The sequence below is a fragment of the Haloarcula laminariae genome (assembly GCF_025457605.1).
Lineage (GTDB): Archaea > Halobacteriota > Halobacteria > Halobacteriales > Haloarculaceae > Haloarcula > Haloarcula laminariae.
The window spans coordinates 329,612-342,589 of the sequence record NZ_JAMZFY010000002.1; the positions used below are offsets into that span (position 1 = coordinate 329,612).

At 69.1% G+C, this 12,978-nt stretch carries 18 protein-coding genes; 13 read left to right on the forward strand and 5 right to left on the reverse strand.

Going from position 1 to position 12,978, the window contains the following annotated elements; all coding sequences use genetic code 11:
* Positions 1-90: 90 nt before the first annotated feature.
* Entirely contained in the window at positions 91-1,440 is a 1,350-nt protein-coding gene (locus NJQ98_RS13210; RefSeq protein WP_262179424.1) for an ATP-binding protein, read from the forward strand.
* Between the two features lie 18 nt (positions 1,441-1,458).
* On the opposite strand, the gene NJQ98_RS13215 is transcribed toward NJQ98_RS13210, so the two are convergent.
* A complete protein-coding gene (locus NJQ98_RS13215) occupies positions 1,459-1,893 on the reverse strand; it encodes a universal stress protein (protein ID WP_262179427.1) in 435 nt (144 codons plus the stop codon).
* A gap of 105 nt (positions 1,894-1,998) precedes the next feature.
* Here NJQ98_RS13215 and NJQ98_RS13220 point away from each other — a divergent pair, with 105 nt between their 5' ends.
* From NJQ98_RS13220 to NJQ98_RS13230, 3 genes are all read left to right on the forward strand, one after another.
* Entirely contained in the window at positions 1,999-2,286 is a 288-nt protein-coding gene (locus NJQ98_RS13220) for a hypothetical protein (protein ID WP_262179429.1), read from the forward strand.
* Between the two features lie 85 nt (positions 2,287-2,371).
* Positions 2,372-3,247 carry an MBL fold metallo-hydrolase gene (locus NJQ98_RS13225; protein ID WP_262179431.1) on the forward strand — a complete coding sequence of 292 codons (876 nt, stop codon included), beginning with the start codon at positions 2,372-2,374 and terminating at the stop codon, positions 3,245-3,247.
* Positions 3,248-3,325: 78 nt separating this feature from the next.
* Positions 3,326-3,628 carry a hypothetical protein gene (locus NJQ98_RS13230; RefSeq protein WP_262179433.1) on the forward strand — a complete coding sequence of 101 codons (303 nt, stop codon included), beginning with the start codon at positions 3,326-3,328 and terminating at the stop codon, positions 3,626-3,628.
* On the opposite strand, the gene NJQ98_RS13235 is transcribed toward NJQ98_RS13230, so the two are convergent.
* Positions 3,629-4,573: a DUF5787 family protein gene (locus NJQ98_RS13235; protein WP_262179435.1), complete on the reverse strand. Its 945-nt coding sequence runs from the start codon at positions 4,571-4,573 to the stop codon at positions 3,629-3,631. It lies immediately after the preceding gene.
* 120 nt (positions 4,574-4,693) lie between these two features.
* Between NJQ98_RS13235 and NJQ98_RS13240 the strand changes: the two genes are divergently transcribed.
* The 6 genes from NJQ98_RS13240 to NJQ98_RS13265 all read left to right on the forward strand — a co-directional run bounded on the left by NJQ98_RS13240 (position 4,694) and on the right by NJQ98_RS13265 (position 8,110).
* On the forward strand, positions 4,694-5,098 hold the full coding sequence (locus NJQ98_RS13240; RefSeq protein ID WP_262179437.1) for a response regulator: 405 nt from the start codon (positions 4,694-4,696) through the stop codon (positions 5,096-5,098).
* 72 nt (positions 5,099-5,170) lie between these two features.
* Complete coding sequence (locus NJQ98_RS13245; RefSeq protein WP_262179439.1) at positions 5,171-6,403, forward strand: translation initiation factor IF-2 subunit gamma; 1,233 nt, start codon at positions 5,171-5,173, stop codon at positions 6,401-6,403.
* Entirely contained in the window at positions 6,400-6,777 is a 378-nt protein-coding gene (locus NJQ98_RS13250; protein WP_262179441.1) for a PIN domain-containing protein, read from the forward strand. The genes NJQ98_RS13245 and NJQ98_RS13250 overlap by 4 nt, the downstream gene beginning before the upstream one ends.
* A gap of 1 nt (position 6,778) precedes the next feature.
* A complete protein-coding gene (locus tag NJQ98_RS13255; protein ID WP_262179443.1) occupies positions 6,779-7,357 on the forward strand; it encodes a DNA-directed RNA polymerase in 579 nt (192 codons plus the stop codon).
* Positions 7,357-7,554 (forward strand): transcription elongation factor subunit Spt4, encoded by a 198-nt coding sequence (gene spt4, locus NJQ98_RS13260; protein ID WP_220588471.1) that lies wholly within the window; start codon positions 7,357-7,359, stop codon positions 7,552-7,554. The genes NJQ98_RS13255 and spt4 overlap by 1 nt, the downstream gene beginning before the upstream one ends.
* A 1-nt stretch (position 7,555) precedes the next feature.
* Positions 7,556-8,110 carry a GTP-dependent dephospho-CoA kinase family protein gene (locus tag NJQ98_RS13265; protein ID WP_262179447.1) on the forward strand — a complete coding sequence of 185 codons (555 nt, stop codon included), beginning with the start codon at positions 7,556-7,558 and terminating at the stop codon, positions 8,108-8,110.
* Positions 8,111-8,226: 116 nt separating this feature from the next.
* On the opposite strand, the gene NJQ98_RS13270 is transcribed toward NJQ98_RS13265, so the two are convergent.
* Together NJQ98_RS13270 and NJQ98_RS13275 are read right to left on the reverse strand one after the other, a co-directional pair.
* Positions 8,227-8,382, reverse strand: coding sequence for a rubrerythrin-like domain-containing protein (locus NJQ98_RS13270; RefSeq protein ID WP_262179449.1), 156 nt, complete (start codon positions 8,380-8,382; stop codon positions 8,227-8,229).
* A gap of 116 nt (positions 8,383-8,498) precedes the next feature.
* Positions 8,499-9,530, reverse strand: a complete 1,032-nt coding sequence (locus NJQ98_RS13275; RefSeq protein ID WP_262179451.1) for a methyltransferase domain-containing protein — start codon at positions 9,528-9,530, stop codon at positions 8,499-8,501.
* A 227-nt stretch (positions 9,531-9,757) separates the two neighbouring features.
* Between NJQ98_RS13275 and NJQ98_RS13280 the strand changes: the two genes are divergently transcribed.
* From NJQ98_RS13280 to NJQ98_RS13290, 3 genes are all read left to right on the forward strand, one after another.
* Positions 9,758-10,318 (forward strand): TATA-box-binding protein, encoded by a 561-nt coding sequence (locus NJQ98_RS13280; RefSeq protein WP_262179453.1) that lies wholly within the window; start codon positions 9,758-9,760, stop codon positions 10,316-10,318.
* Between the two features lie 97 nt (positions 10,319-10,415).
* Positions 10,416-10,805, forward strand: a complete 390-nt coding sequence (locus NJQ98_RS13285) for a DUF7473 family protein (protein ID WP_262179455.1) — start codon at positions 10,416-10,418, stop codon at positions 10,803-10,805.
* A complete protein-coding gene (locus NJQ98_RS13290) occupies positions 10,806-12,083 on the forward strand; it encodes an MFS transporter (RefSeq protein ID WP_262179457.1) in 1,278 nt (425 codons plus the stop codon).
* 26 nt (positions 12,084-12,109) lie between these two features.
* On the opposite strand, the gene hisG is transcribed toward NJQ98_RS13290, so the two are convergent.
* Positions 12,110-12,958: an ATP phosphoribosyltransferase gene (gene hisG / locus NJQ98_RS13295; RefSeq protein WP_262179459.1), complete on the reverse strand. Its 849-nt coding sequence runs from the start codon at positions 12,956-12,958 to the stop codon at positions 12,110-12,112.
* Positions 12,959-12,978: the final 20 nt, after the last annotated feature.

A 12,978-nucleotide genomic window follows, 5' to 3' on the forward strand; every position in this document is an offset into this window, starting at 1 on the left:
AACTACTACTGTTGTCATGTCAACACAAAATACTGTTCGCGCGGGACGCTTCGAGTCACTTATGCCCATCCCGGGGTAACATGCGTGGGAATGAGCAATCCGGAACTGGACGTCGTGGAGTTCCTGCTGACGACGACTATCTACAGCGAGCGACGGGACCTCGACCCCGACGACCTGCCGCCGGCCTACCGGGCGGTGTTCTGGAGCGACGGCGACATCGAGCGGCCGCTGTCGGCGACGACGTCGACGGCGCGGGAAGCCACCGGCGTCGAGCGGCCCTGGAGCGCCGTCTCCGGGCTGATGTTCACCGACCGGGACGACTTCTCCGGCACGCTCTCTTTCACCGACCGGGACCTCGCCGAGGAGTGGTTCTTGGAGCGGGCGGACGCGGCCGCTATCGAGGCGAATCCGGTGCTCGCGGCCGAGTACGGCGACGACTACGACATCGACTACGATGCCGCCCGCCAGGGGAACCGCCCCGCGCGAGCGGACCGCGCCTTCATCGACGCGATGCTCGAAGAGGCCTTCGACAGCGACGACGAGGACGACGAGGAGATGCTGGACCTCGTCGACGTCCGCGCTCCCGCTGAGGTCGAGACCACGCTGCACGACCTCGTCCTGACTCCCGACCAGGAGGGCGAGATACAGAAGATCGTCAAGGCCATCGAACACCGCGACTACCTGGCCCGTATCGGCCTGCGCGAGATCGGCAAGCTCCTCTTTGTCGGCCCGCCGGGCACCGGCAAGACCAGCGTCGCGCGGGCGCTGGCCCACGACCTCGACCTCCCCTTCGTCGAGGTGAAGCTGTCGATGATTACGAGCCAGTACCTCGGCGAGACGGCGAAAAACGTCGAGAAGGTCTTCGAGGTGGCAAAGCGGCTCTCGCCCTGCATCCTGTTCATGGACGAGTTCGACTTCGTCGCCAAGACCCGCTCGTCGGACGAACACGCCGCCATCAAGCGCGCGGTCAACACCCTACTGAAGAGCATCGACGAGATATCGCTGATTCAGGACGAGGTCCTGCTCATCGGCGCGACGAACCACCCCGACCAGCTCGACGCCGCGGCGTGGCGCCGCTTCGACGAGATCGTCAACTTCCCCAAACCGGACCGCGACATGCGCGCCGACATCCTCCGCATCGTCACCCGGCAGATGGACATCACCGACTTCGACCCGAAGACGCTGGCCGACCTCACCGAGGGCCTGACCGGCAGCGACCTCCGGATGGTGCTGCGCGAGGCGGTGCTGGAGGCCCTGACCGAGGAGCGGACCACGCTCACCCAGGCGGACCTGGAGGACGCCATCAAGGACTTCGAGGAGCGTGACAACCTCAAGAACATGGACATGATAGACGGTGACCACGACGCCCTGGTCGCGGGCGGGGACTTCACCGACGGGGAGGGCGCGGCCTCCGACGGCGGACACGACCACGACCACTGACGGCGATACCGACCGTCGCTACTTGCTTCTGACCAGAACCACATCGTAGCTGCTGTCGGTGGCGATGCGGTTGCCGACGCTCGACGCCGTCGTCGTGAGGCGGCCGGCGCTGTCGGAACCGACGAACACCATGTCGGCGCCGTTTCGCTTGGCTATCTTCCGGACCGGCTTTGCGATGCGGTTGGCCGTGACGCTCCGGCTGCAGCTCTCGTACTCGAAGGCCGCGTCGGGCGCGATATCGGCGACCTGCTCGCGCAGCGCCGTCACGACCGTCGCCATATCGAAGGGCTCGCCGGCGGCCAGCCAGCCGCGCTCCCGGGCGTAGGCGGCGTTGTTCTGTGGGATGACGCTCACCACGAGCAGGTCCTCCCCGAGCGCGTCGGCGAACTCGCGGGCGCGTTCGAGCGCGGCGACGGTGCGCGGCGCGCCGTCGAAGGGCACGACGAAGGTCATATTCGCCGGCACGGCGAGCACCGAAATATATCCCTCGGCTCGCGCCGTGGCGGCTGTGTGCTCGCCTCAGTCGTAGCTTATCTCCCCCCGCGACGAAATACTGGTATGACAGACGACGCAGCGACCGAGGACGTGTTCACGGAGCCCGACGACACCAGCGACGACTGGGTCGACGTGCGCATGACCGACCCCGAGACCGGCGAGTGGGACATCGACGTGGTCGTCGCCGAGGGGCGGGTGGCGTTTGTCGACCTCCGAATCGAACCGTCGCTGCTCGCCGGCTTTATCGACTGCCTCGTCGACGACGTCTCCGACGCGCGTGCCCGGGAGATTCTGGTCGAGGCGGTCCGAAAGCGCGGTATCGAGCCGGCCGACCTGGCGACCGAGGAGTGACCATGGAGAATCCGCCCGCCAGGCGGACGTTTCCACGAGCGTACAGCCGGCAGTATTAGGGGCGTCGCCCCGGGAGTGTCCACCGATGGAGGTCACGCTGTTGGGCACCGGCGACACGACGGGCACGCCGACCGTCGGCTGTGACTGTGACACCTGCGAGCGCGCTCGCGACCCCGACGACCGGCTCCGCGACGCGCTGGCCGCCCGGGGCGTGGACGCGAGCGACGGCGTCGAGCGGTCGCGCTTTTCGGTCTACGTCGAGAACGAGGCGACCGGCGAGACGCTGCTCGTCGATGTCGGCCCCGACTTCCGCCACCAGTTCCTGCGGGAGGGGGTCGCCCTGCCCGACGCCGCCGTCGTCACGCATGTCCACTTCGACCACCTCGACGGGCTGGGCAACGCCTATCGGCTGTTCGACGACCTGCCGGTGTACGCGGCCGACGAGACCGACCCCGTGACCGGCGAGAGCGTCGCCGGCGGTATCAGAAGCCGCTACGACTACCTCGACACCGTCTCGGTTCACCCACAGACCCCGTACGAGCCCTTCGAGGTGGCCGGCTTCGAGGTGACGCTCGTCCCCGTGGCCCACCCGCCGCTGCTGTGTTACGGCCTGCGCATCGAGGAGCCCGGGACCGGCGCCGTCCTGGCCATCTCGGGCGATACCTGCTACGACGTGCCCGACCGCTCCCGCGAACTGCTGTCGGGCGCCGACCTGGCCCTGGTCGAGGGACTGATTCACGCCGAGGCCTGCGACCACCACCCGAAAGGCGGTGCCCACCACGACGAGAACGGGGTCCCGCGGACTTTCGGCACGAAACACATGACCCTTGAGGGCGCCCGCGACTTCGCCACCGGTATCGCGCCAGACGACTACCGCATCGTCCACACGGCCCACTTCGTCCCGGCCGAACGGGCCTTCGCCGACGACATCGCCGTCGACGGCGAGCGCTTCTCGCTGTGACTCCGGCCACCGGACCGGTCGTATCGGTCGGTGAGCCGTCCCCGGCACCTTTGTACGATGCTCGGTAAACACCACGCCATGGAACGCCGTGGAATCGCGGAGGCGGGCGGTGCGGCGCTTGTAAGTGCGCTACTCGCCATCGCGGCGCTGTGGCTAGCCGTCGGCTACGTCGACTGGGTACTGGTCGCCAGCACCGCCATCGGGGTCGCCATCGCGGCCGCGGCCAACTACCGCGCCCGGACCGGCCACGCCGACGCCGTCGCAACGGAGGCGCCCGAGGTGACCGCCGACAACTTCGAGGACCACACCCCGGTCACGGCCGGCGACGGCGGTACCGAGGGAATCGAAGCGGAGCCGTCGGTCGAGGACGGCCGCACGTAGTCAGGTGAACCGGTCCAGCCCCGACTGCCGACGCCGGAACCCGTCGGGGTCGGGCTCCCACGGCGAGCGCTGGGCCCGTAGCTCGTCGGCGTCGACCGCCGGCGGGTCGGCCGCCTCGTACCCGCCACAGTCGGCGCCACACTCCTCGCTCGCCCGGACGGGGCGGCCCTTCCACGCACACTGCGGGAGCCCGTCCCCGTCGGGCGAACACTGGGCACACGCCGGATAGTCGAAGGTCCGCCACCCCTTCGCGTAGGCCCGCTCGGCCAGCCGCGTCCGGGCGCTCGCTTTCTCCGCAGTGGTCACCGGGCGCACGTCGGTCCGGCCGGGGTGGCCCTCGATGCGCTCGACGCCCGGCCCGTCGGTCGGGAGCTGCGTCGCCTCCCGGACCACCTCCCGCTCGCCGCTGTCGGGGTCGAACCGCCAGATGCCGACTTCCTCGGGGATGCGGTTGAGGTGGGCGCGGGTGACGTAGTCGGCCGTCGCCAGCACCACCGAATCGACCAGCGCCAGCGACACGTCGGTCCGGAGCTGGGCTTCGAGGTCGCCCGGGCGGTCGAGGTCGGGCTTGTTCTCGACGGCGGTGACGCGGTCGACCCAGTCCGGGTAGCGGGCGGTCTGGCGGACGTACGTCCGCCCTCCGCGACGCTCCCGCTCGAAAAAGCCCCGCTCGACGGCGAGTTCGACGGCCCGCTCGGCCCGGTCGGGGTGGCAGTCGAAGGCCGCCTTCCAGTACCGGGCCCGCCCCGTCCCCGCGTCGGACTCGATGGCCGCCGTCGGGATGCGGTCGGGCGTGATGGCGGCCCGTGCCGGAACGTCGCCCTCGACGACGACGGTGTCGAGGATGCGCCGCCCGTGGACGTGGCCGCCGAGCTGGCGACTCACCAGCCGCTCGTCCCTTTCGAGGGACGCACACAACGCCAGCTCGAATCCGAACTCCCGCACGGGGGGAGAGAGGGGCCGCCCGGGCAAAAGCTGTGCGCTCACCCCGCCGACCGCACGCAGTTTCAGCGCGTGAATGCGCCGGGGACGGTTTATACTTCCACGCTCCCGACCCCCGAACGAATGGGGGAGAGCGGACAGGCGGACGGGACACAGGCGGCCCCGGCGCACCGCGTGCTGGTCGTCGACGACAGCGAGGCGCTCGCGGCCGCCGTCGCGGAGTCGCTGGAACACGTCGACGGCGGGCTCCGGACCGCCTACACCACCGAGCCGGCGGCGGCGGTGTCGCGGCTCCGGGAGGGCCGTTTCGACTGTCTCGTCACGGACTACGAGATGGGCGACACCGACGGGCTGGCGCTCGTCGACCGGGACACGACCGACACGCCCTTCGTCGTCTTCACGCAGCGCCGCGATGAGCGCCTCCGGACTGCCGTCGCGGACCGCGGGGGCGCCTACCTGCAGAAGGGGGCCGGCCGCGAGCAGTTCCGCCGTCTGGCGACGCTGGTCCGCGGGCAGCTTCCGGACTGACCCCGAACGGCGGGGCGAAACAGCAGGTTTATCAGTCGCACGGGGCGAATCTCCACCAAGATTACTCCCGAGATGACATCAAACAACCAACCGGAGGTGAACATCGGACTCGTCGGCCACGTCGACCACGGGAAGACGACCCTGGTACAGGCGCTGTCCGGCGAATGGACCGACCAGCACTCCGAGGAGATGAAGCGCGGAATCTCTATCCGGCTCGGCTACGCCGACGCCACTTTCCGTCGCTGTCCCGAGGAGGACGAACCCGAGGCGTTCACCGTCTCCGAACACTGCGAGGACCACGACGTCGACACCGACCATCTCCGGACGGTGTCGTTCGTGGACGCGCCCGGCCACGAGACGCTGATGGCGACGATGCTGTCGGGGGCCGCTATCATGGACGGCGCCGTACTCGTCGTCTCCGCGACCGAGCCCGTCCCGCAGGCCCAGACCGAGGAACACCTCTCGGCGCTGGACATCATCGGCATCGACAACATCGTCATCGCCCAGAACAAGGTCGACCTCGTCGACGAGGAGCGGGCGATGCAGAACTACGAGCAGATTCAGGAGTTCGTCGAGGGCACCGTCGCCGAAGGCGCGCCGGTCGTCCCCATCAGCGCGGGCCAGGAGGCCAACATCGACCTGCTCATCGACGCCATCCAGCGGGAGATTCCCACCCCCGAGCGCGACCCCGACGCGGACGCCCGCATGATGGTCGCCCGCTCGTTCGACATCAACCGCCCGGGCACCACCTACGAGGACCTGCTGGGCGGCGTACTGGGCGGCTCGCTCGTCGCCGGCAAACTCGAAGTCGAGGACGAACTCGAACTCCGCCCCGGCCGCGAGGTCGACGAGGGCGGCAAGACGGAGTGGCGCCCGGTCGAGACGGACGTCCGCTCCCTGCAGGCCGGCGGCGACTTCGTCGACGAGGTCACGCCCGGCGGACTGCTCGGCGTCGGGACCGGGCTCGACCCCTCGATTACGAAAGGCGACGCGCTGGCCGGTCAGGTCGCCGGCCCGCCCGGCAGCCTGCCGCCGACCCACGAGCAGTTCACGATGGACGTCGACCTGCTCGAACGCATCGTCGGCGACGACGGCGGCGAGGTCGAGAAGATATCGACCGGCGAGCCGCTGATGCTCACCATCGGCACCGCGACGACCGTGGGCTCGGTCACGAGCGCCCGCGACGAGGAGTGTGAGGTCGCGCTCAAACGGCCGGTGTGTGCCGAGCCGGGCGCGAAAATCGCTATCAACCGTCGCGTCGGCACCCGGTGGCGGCTCATCGGCGTCGGCACACTGCGTGGATGATAGTGCTGGACACGAACGCACTCATGATGCCGGTCGAAAGCGAGGTTCGTCTCTTCGACGAACTCGACCGGCTGCTGCCCACCGCCGACGGCTATCTCGCTCCCGAAGCGGTCCGTGACGAACTCGACAAACTGGCCGACGGGGCCGGGAAAGAGGCGACGGCGGCGTCGGTCGGTCGGGACCTGCTCGACCGCTGTACGCTCGCCGCGACCGGGGCCGACTACGCCGACGACGCCGTGCTCGAACTCGCACGGCGAGACGACGTGACACACGCCGTAACGAACGATAACCCCCTCAAACGCCGCCTGCTCGACGCGGGGATTCCAGTAATTAGTTTAAGGGGCCGGAACAAACTGGATATCACTCAACCATAATATGTACAAACGGGTACGCCTACGCGATACAGTCGAAGTGCCGCCGCGCCACCTCGCGGACGTCAGTCCGGGGATGGTCAAGAAGCTCCTGCAGGACAAACTGGAGGGTCGGATGGACGAGGACGTCGGCAGCGTCGTCTCCGTCATCGAGGTCCACGACATCGGTGACGGCGCGGTCCTGCCGAACAAGCCCGGCGTCTACTACGAGGCCGAGTTCGACGCCCTGACCTTCGACCCGCAGATGCAGGAGGTCGTCGACGGCGAGGTCGTCGAGGTCGTCAACTTCGGGGCCTTCGTCGGCATCGGTCCCGTCGACGGCCTGCTCCACGTCTCCCAGATTTCCGACGAGTATCTGGCCTACGACGAGGAGAACCAGCAACTCGCCTCCAGAGAGTCCAACCGCACGCTCGGCGTCGGCGACGCCGTCCGGGCCCGCATCGTCACCAAGAGTATCGACGAGCGCAACCCGCGGGACTCCAAGATCGGCCTCACGGCAAAGCAGGTCGGCCTGGGCAAGCACGGCTGGCTCAAGGAGGAGCGCAAGAAGCGAGAGGGCCCAGCGGAAGCCGGTGATAGCTGATGGCCGATAGATTGGTCTGTCGCGACTGTCACCGCGTCCAGGGCGCCGAAATCGAGAGCCAGTGCGAGGCCTGTGGCGGCACCTCGCTCACGGAGGACTGGGCGGGATACGTCGTCATCGCCCACCCCGAGGAGTCCGACATCGCCGCCGAGATGGAAGTGACGAAACCGGGCCAGTACGCGCTGAAAGTCCGCTAACGTGGCCGACGTTCTCCTCGACCTGCCCCGCGAGCTTCGGAGCGAACTCAAGGAGCCGATGGGCGACATCTACACCGACACAGCGGCGCTGCTTTCCGATGCCGGCGCCCCGCTCGTGGCCGTGGGGGACATGGTCACGTATCACCTCCTGGAGGCCGGGCGAGTCCCCGACCTCGCCTTGGTCGACGAGCGGACCAAGCGGTCGGCGGTCGAGGACGACGTGACCGCCGCCATCACCGGCTTCGACCGGACCGTCGCGGTCGACAACCCGGCGGGGACGCTGACCCACGAACTCCTGGCGGCGATGCGCGACGGCCTGGACGGCGACGGGACGACGCTCGTCGACGTGGAGGGCGAGGAGGACCTGGCGGCGCTGCCGGCCGTCCTCATGGCCCCGGGGACGGCCAGCGTCGTCTACGGACAGCCCGACGAGGGGATGGTGCTGGTCGCGCCCGACGGGGGCGTTCGTGAGCGTGCGCGGTCGATTCTGTCGCGGATGGACGGGGACCCGGACGCCGTTTTCGAACTGGTCGAGCGGGCCGGCGAGGACTCCTAGCCGCGGTTGTCCGCCCACCGATGGGGACTGCTTTTCCACTTAGCGGGGCTTCCGGCGGATAGCGTAGGTAGAGCGCAAAAACTTCGGGAGAACCGGGCGACCGGAAACGGGTCCGATTACTGCGGGCGGGGGACCGAGAGGTTCTGCATCTCGACCCCACACCGGTCACAGCTCACCGTCGAGCGCTCGCTACAGAGCCGACTGCCGCAGTCCGGGCATTCGAACAGCTGTTCCTCGTCGTCACAGGGAGCGGGGTCTGACCACCGTGGCATACTCACTCACACATGTCCGGTCCGGAAGCTTAAACATTGTTACCATTCCGCAACGGTGGACGTTCGTCCAGGAAAATTGAACGGACGGTCACTCCCGGCCGCCGGCGGCCGTGTAATCACGCCAGCACGTGGACGTGCCTGACCAGCGACCGGTGGACGCGGCGTTCGAACCGGTCGGTGACGGTCCAGCCGGCCTCGCGCGCGAGGTGGGACCAGTCGCGGTCGGCCACCAGCACGCACCGGGGAGCGATTCGTCGGGATTCGGCGAGCGCGCCGGAGACGAGGGGGGCGAGGTCCCCCTCGATGCGGGACTGGCGGCCGTAGGGGGCGTCGAAGACGACGGCGTCCGCGGCGCCGTCGGCGAGGGGCAGGCGGGCGGCGTCCGCGCGGACGAGGTCCCAGCCGCCCGGGTCCGGATACGCGCCGCCGGGATGGCCCGGACCGTCGAGGACATGCCGGAGGTTCTCCCGGGCGCCGCGGACCATCTTGGCCTGTGCGTCGCCGCCGACCGCGCGGGCGCCGACGAGGCCGGCCTCCAGCAGGAGCCCGCCGGTGCCACACATCGGGTCGACGACGGTCGCCCCCGGTCGCGCGCCGGCGACGTTCACGAGCGCCCGGGCCTCCAGCGGGGCCATGCTGCCGGGCTGGAAGAAGGGGCGGTCGGTGGGCCGGCGGCTCCCGAAGTCCCGGCGCGACTCGACGGCCTGCCAGCCGAGCGCACAGCAGGGCCCGCCCGCGTCGCCGGTCTCGTCGTCGCCGGCGGGGTCCGCGAAGTACGCGTAGAGGGTGTGGTCGGGGCGCTCCAGGTCGACGGCGAAGCCGCGGTCGGTGAGGACGCCGCCCAGCGCTCGCTCGGCCCGCTGGGTGTCGATACCCGCGCTGGCCCGCACGTCGACGGCCCGGACCGCGACGGTGCCCTCGCGGTCGAGCGCGGCCGCTTCGAGGACGGCTTCCGCGCTCCCGATATCGGGGTCGCCGGTCCCGACGAGCTCGCAGGCCCGGTGTGTGTAGGCGAGGTGGCGGGCGCGGTCGGTGACGCCGCGGGCGGTGGCGAGGCCGGGCGCGAGCGGGGCCACGTCGCTCGCCGCGCTCGCGGCCTCGCGTCGCGCGAAGGGGTCGTCCTGTCCGCCGAGTTCGAGGACGTACACGCTCTGGCACTGTTCCCGGGGCGGTATCAGCGTGCCGGTCCGCCGCGGTCGGCGCCCGAACCCGGGGACGGCGCGTGGTCCAGCCGACGGGACGGCCCGTCTGCCGACGTGGCACCGGCCGGAATGACTGTCGTATTTAAAACGATTTATTATAGGGGATACCCTGATAACTGGCAATCCATGCCATGAACCTTTATAAAGGTTAAATACGTGTTTTAAGTCGAGATATGGTTGACCCCAAGGAGACCATCAACATCGAAAACGTCGTCGCCTCGACCGGTATCGGCCAGGAGCTCGACCTACAGAGCGTGGCGATGGACCTCGAGGGTGCCGACTACGACCCTGAGCAGTTCCCCGGACTCGTCTACCGCACGCAGGACCCCAAATCCGCGGCGCTAATCTTCCGTTCGGGCAAAATCGTCTGTACCGGTGCGAAGTCGACGGACGACGTCCACCAGAGCCTGCGCATCGTCTTCGACAAGCTCCGTGAGCTACAGATTCAGGTCGACGACGACCCCGAAATCGTCGTCCAGAACATCGTCACGAGCGCGGACCTGGGTCGGAATCTGAACCTCAACGCCATCGCCATCGGGCTGGGCCTGGAGAACATCGAGTACGAGCCCGAGCAGTTCCCCGGCCTCGTCTATCGACTCGACGAGCCCGACGTGGTCGCCCTGCTCTTCGGTTCGGGCAAACTCGTCATCACCGGCGGCAAGAAGCCCGACGACGCCAAGGAGGCCGTCGACAAGATCGTCTCCCGGCTCGAAGAGCTCGGCCTGCTGGACTGAGACCGCGAGACGCCACGACGGACGACGCCACACGGTGCGCGGCGTCAGTCGGCGCCGTAGCACAACGCACAAACACTGGCGTGCCCAACCGTCGGGTATGCTCCAGGCCGGAACGCCGAGTCTGACGGGCGGCGGCGTCCTCGCAGTCATCGTCACACTCCTGCTGACGTGGCTGTTCTACGCCGTCACCCTCCATCTGGCGGCGACTTTCTTTATCGGGGAGACACCGACACAGCTGGCTGCGAAAGCCGCCCTCGTCCCCGCCGTCGTCTCGATGTTGCTCCAGCAGTGGGGCGTCGCCTCGGGACTGGTCTCGCCCAGCGTCGGCGTGCTCGTGGTCGTCGTCGCCACGCTCGTCGCCGACGGCATCGCTATCAGCCTCTCCTATCGGCTCTCGACGAGTTCGACGGCGCCGCTCGTCGCGCTCCACCTGGCCTTCGCCGCGGTGCTTGGCTTCGCACTGAACAACATCTTCGGGCTCATATAAATGGACAGCAACGACCGCGCTATCGTCTCGTTCACCGGGCTGGCCCACGCGCTGGTCCACACCTACGAGCTCTCCGTCCCAATCTTCGTCGTCGTCTGGCTCACCGAGTTCCCCGTGACGACCGCCACGCTGGGCACCGCCGTCGCCGTCGGCTACGGCCTGTTCGGCGTGGGGGCGCTACCCGGCGGCGTGCTGGCGGACCGCTACGGCTCGAACACGCTCGTCACCGCCTGTCTGGTCGGGATGGGCGCCTCGTTCCTGTTGCTCTCCGTCGCGCCCTCGGTCCCGGTCATCGCCGTCGCGCTCGGCCTGTGGGGCCTCGCGGCCAGCGTCTACCACCCGGCCGGGCTGGCGCTCATCTCGAAGGGCGTCGAGGCCCGGGGGACCGGCTTCGCCTACCACGGGATGGCCGGCAACGCCGGCATCGCGCTGGGACCGCTCGTCACCGCCCTGCTCCTGCTGGTGGTCGACTGGCGCGTCGTCGCCGCCCTGCTCGTCCTCCCGGCGGTCGCCGCCGTGGCCTACGCCCGCACCGCCGAGTTCGACGAGACGGCCGCCGTCGACGCGGCCCCGGAACCCGCGAGCGACGGCGGCGACTCGACGACCGGCGCCCCGGACTCGCTCGCGGAGTTTCTGACCGACAGCCGCGCGCTCTTCACCGCGGGCTTTACCCTCGCGATGCTGGTCGTGATAGCCAACGGGCTGTTCTATCGCGGCGTGCTCACCTTCCTCCCGGACGTGCTCGGGGACTTCCTCCCGCCACTGGGCGACGTGGTCGGGCTGTTCGCCGACAGCCCGCTCGCCGCGGAGTTCGACCTCGCCTCGTACCTGTACGTGGCGCTGTTGACCGTCGGTATCGGCGGCCAGTACGCGGGCGGGAAGCTCACCGACCGCATTCCGACGGCCGCCGGGATGGTGGCTGTCTTCGCCGGTCTCGCGGTGGTCGCTGTGTCCTTCGTCCCCGCCGCTCGGATCGGGGTGGGGCCGCTGCTCGCGGTCAGCGCCGTGCTTGGCTTCCTGCTCTTCGCCCTCCAGCCGCTCTATCAGGCGACCATCGCCGAGAACAGCCCGCCGGGCGGCCGGGGGCTCTCCTACGGCTACACCTACCTCTGTTCGTTCGGGGTGGGCGCGGCCGGCGCGGCCGTCTCGGGATATCTGCTGTCGACCGTCGGCGTGAACGGGACCTTCCTCGGGCTCGCGGTGTTCCCCGCGCTCGGGTTCGGCTTCGCGCTGGCGCTGTGGCGGCTGGGCCGGCGCGACACCGGGCGCTCAGCCTGAGTCCCGGACCGGGGCGACAGGCGCCGTCACTCGACTAAGCGTTCGATTTCGGTCACCAGCACGTCGCGCGCGCCGACCTGCTTGAGGTCGTTGATGGTCTCGAAGACGTGGCTGTCGTCGACGACGGCGTGGACGGCCACGTCGTCGCTGCCGGCGATGTCCATCACCGTCGGGCCGCCCATCCCCGGGAGGACCTCCTTCACGTCCGACAGCGCCGACTCGGGGACGTTCATCATCAGGTACCGCTTGCCCTCCGCCGACAGCACCGACTGCAGCGCCATCCGGACCTGCTCGACCTTCTCGTCGTCGGCCACGTCCTCGCGGGCGAACAGCCGCACGGAAGAGGCGAGCACCTCGTCGATGATGCCCAGCTTGTTCATCCGCAGGGTCGTCCCCGTCGAGGTGATGTCGATGATGGCGTCGGCGATGTCGACGTGGGGCGTCAGCTCCGTCGCGCCGGAGACCTCGGTGAGTTCGACCGACACGTCGAGGTCGTCGAAGTAGCGCCGGGCGATGTTGGGGAACTCCGTGGCGACGGTGCCGCCGTCCAGGTCGTAGACGGTCTCGATGTCGCCCTCCTCCGGCGCGGCCAGGACGAGCCGACAGCTCCCGAACTCCAGGTCCAGCAGCTCCGCCAGGTCGCCGACCTCGGACTCCCTGACCTGGTCCAGCCCGGTGATGCCGATGTCGGCGGCGCCGTCCGAGACGTACTCCGGGATGTCGGCGGCGCGGGCGTACAGTATCGTCACCTCGGGGTCGACGGTGTCGGCGTACAGTTGACGGTCGGCCCCGTCGACGATGTGGAGGCCGGCCCGTTCGAGCAACTCTTCGGCCGGCTCGTGCAAGCGACCCTTGTTGGGGACGGCGATTCGCATACTGTGACTGGGAGGGGGCG

What these genes read in the sequence shown, in the direction of transcription:
- NJQ98_RS13290 (WP_262179457.1), top strand. Translation starts at nt 10,806, where the DNA reads ATGGACAGCAACGACCGCGCTATCGTCTCGTTCACCGGGCTGGCCCAC.
- NJQ98_RS13250 (WP_262179441.1), top strand. Translation starts at nt 6,400, where the DNA reads ATGATAGTGCTGGACACGAACGCACTCATGATGCCGGTCGAAAGCGAG.
- NJQ98_RS13280 (WP_262179453.1), top strand. Translation starts at nt 9,758, where the DNA reads ATGGTTGACCCCAAGGAGACCATCAACATCGAAAACGTCGTCGCCTCG.
- NJQ98_RS13210 (WP_262179424.1), top strand. Translation starts at nt 91, where the DNA reads ATGAGCAATCCGGAACTGGACGTCGTGGAGTTCCTGCTGACGACGACT.
- NJQ98_RS13285 (WP_262179455.1), top strand. Translation starts at nt 10,416, where the DNA reads ATGCTCCAGGCCGGAACGCCGAGTCTGACGGGCGGCGGCGTCCTCGCA.
- hisG (WP_262179459.1), bottom strand. Translation starts at nt 12,958, where the DNA reads ATGCGAATCGCCGTCCCCAACAAGGGTCGCTTGCACGAGCCGGCCGAA.
- NJQ98_RS13215 (WP_262179427.1), bottom strand. Translation starts at nt 1,893, where the DNA reads ATGACCTTCGTCGTGCCCTTCGACGGCGCGCCGCGCACCGTCGCCGCG.
- NJQ98_RS13230 (WP_262179433.1), top strand. Translation starts at nt 3,326, where the DNA reads ATGGAACGCCGTGGAATCGCGGAGGCGGGCGGTGCGGCGCTTGTAAGT.
- NJQ98_RS13240 (WP_262179437.1), top strand. Translation starts at nt 4,694, where the DNA reads ATGGGGGAGAGCGGACAGGCGGACGGGACACAGGCGGCCCCGGCGCAC.
- spt4 (WP_220588471.1), top strand. Translation starts at nt 7,357, where the DNA reads ATGGCCGATAGATTGGTCTGTCGCGACTGTCACCGCGTCCAGGGCGCC.
- NJQ98_RS13220 (WP_262179429.1), top strand. Translation starts at nt 1,999, where the DNA reads ATGACAGACGACGCAGCGACCGAGGACGTGTTCACGGAGCCCGACGAC.
- NJQ98_RS13270 (WP_262179449.1), bottom strand. Translation starts at nt 8,382, where the DNA reads ATGCCACGGTGGTCAGACCCCGCTCCCTGTGACGACGAGGAACAGCTG.
- NJQ98_RS13245 (WP_262179439.1), top strand. Translation starts at nt 5,171, where the DNA reads ATGACATCAAACAACCAACCGGAGGTGAACATCGGACTCGTCGGCCAC.
- NJQ98_RS13255 (WP_262179443.1), top strand. Translation starts at nt 6,779, where the DNA reads ATGTACAAACGGGTACGCCTACGCGATACAGTCGAAGTGCCGCCGCGC.
- NJQ98_RS13225 (WP_262179431.1), top strand. Translation starts at nt 2,372, where the DNA reads ATGGAGGTCACGCTGTTGGGCACCGGCGACACGACGGGCACGCCGACC.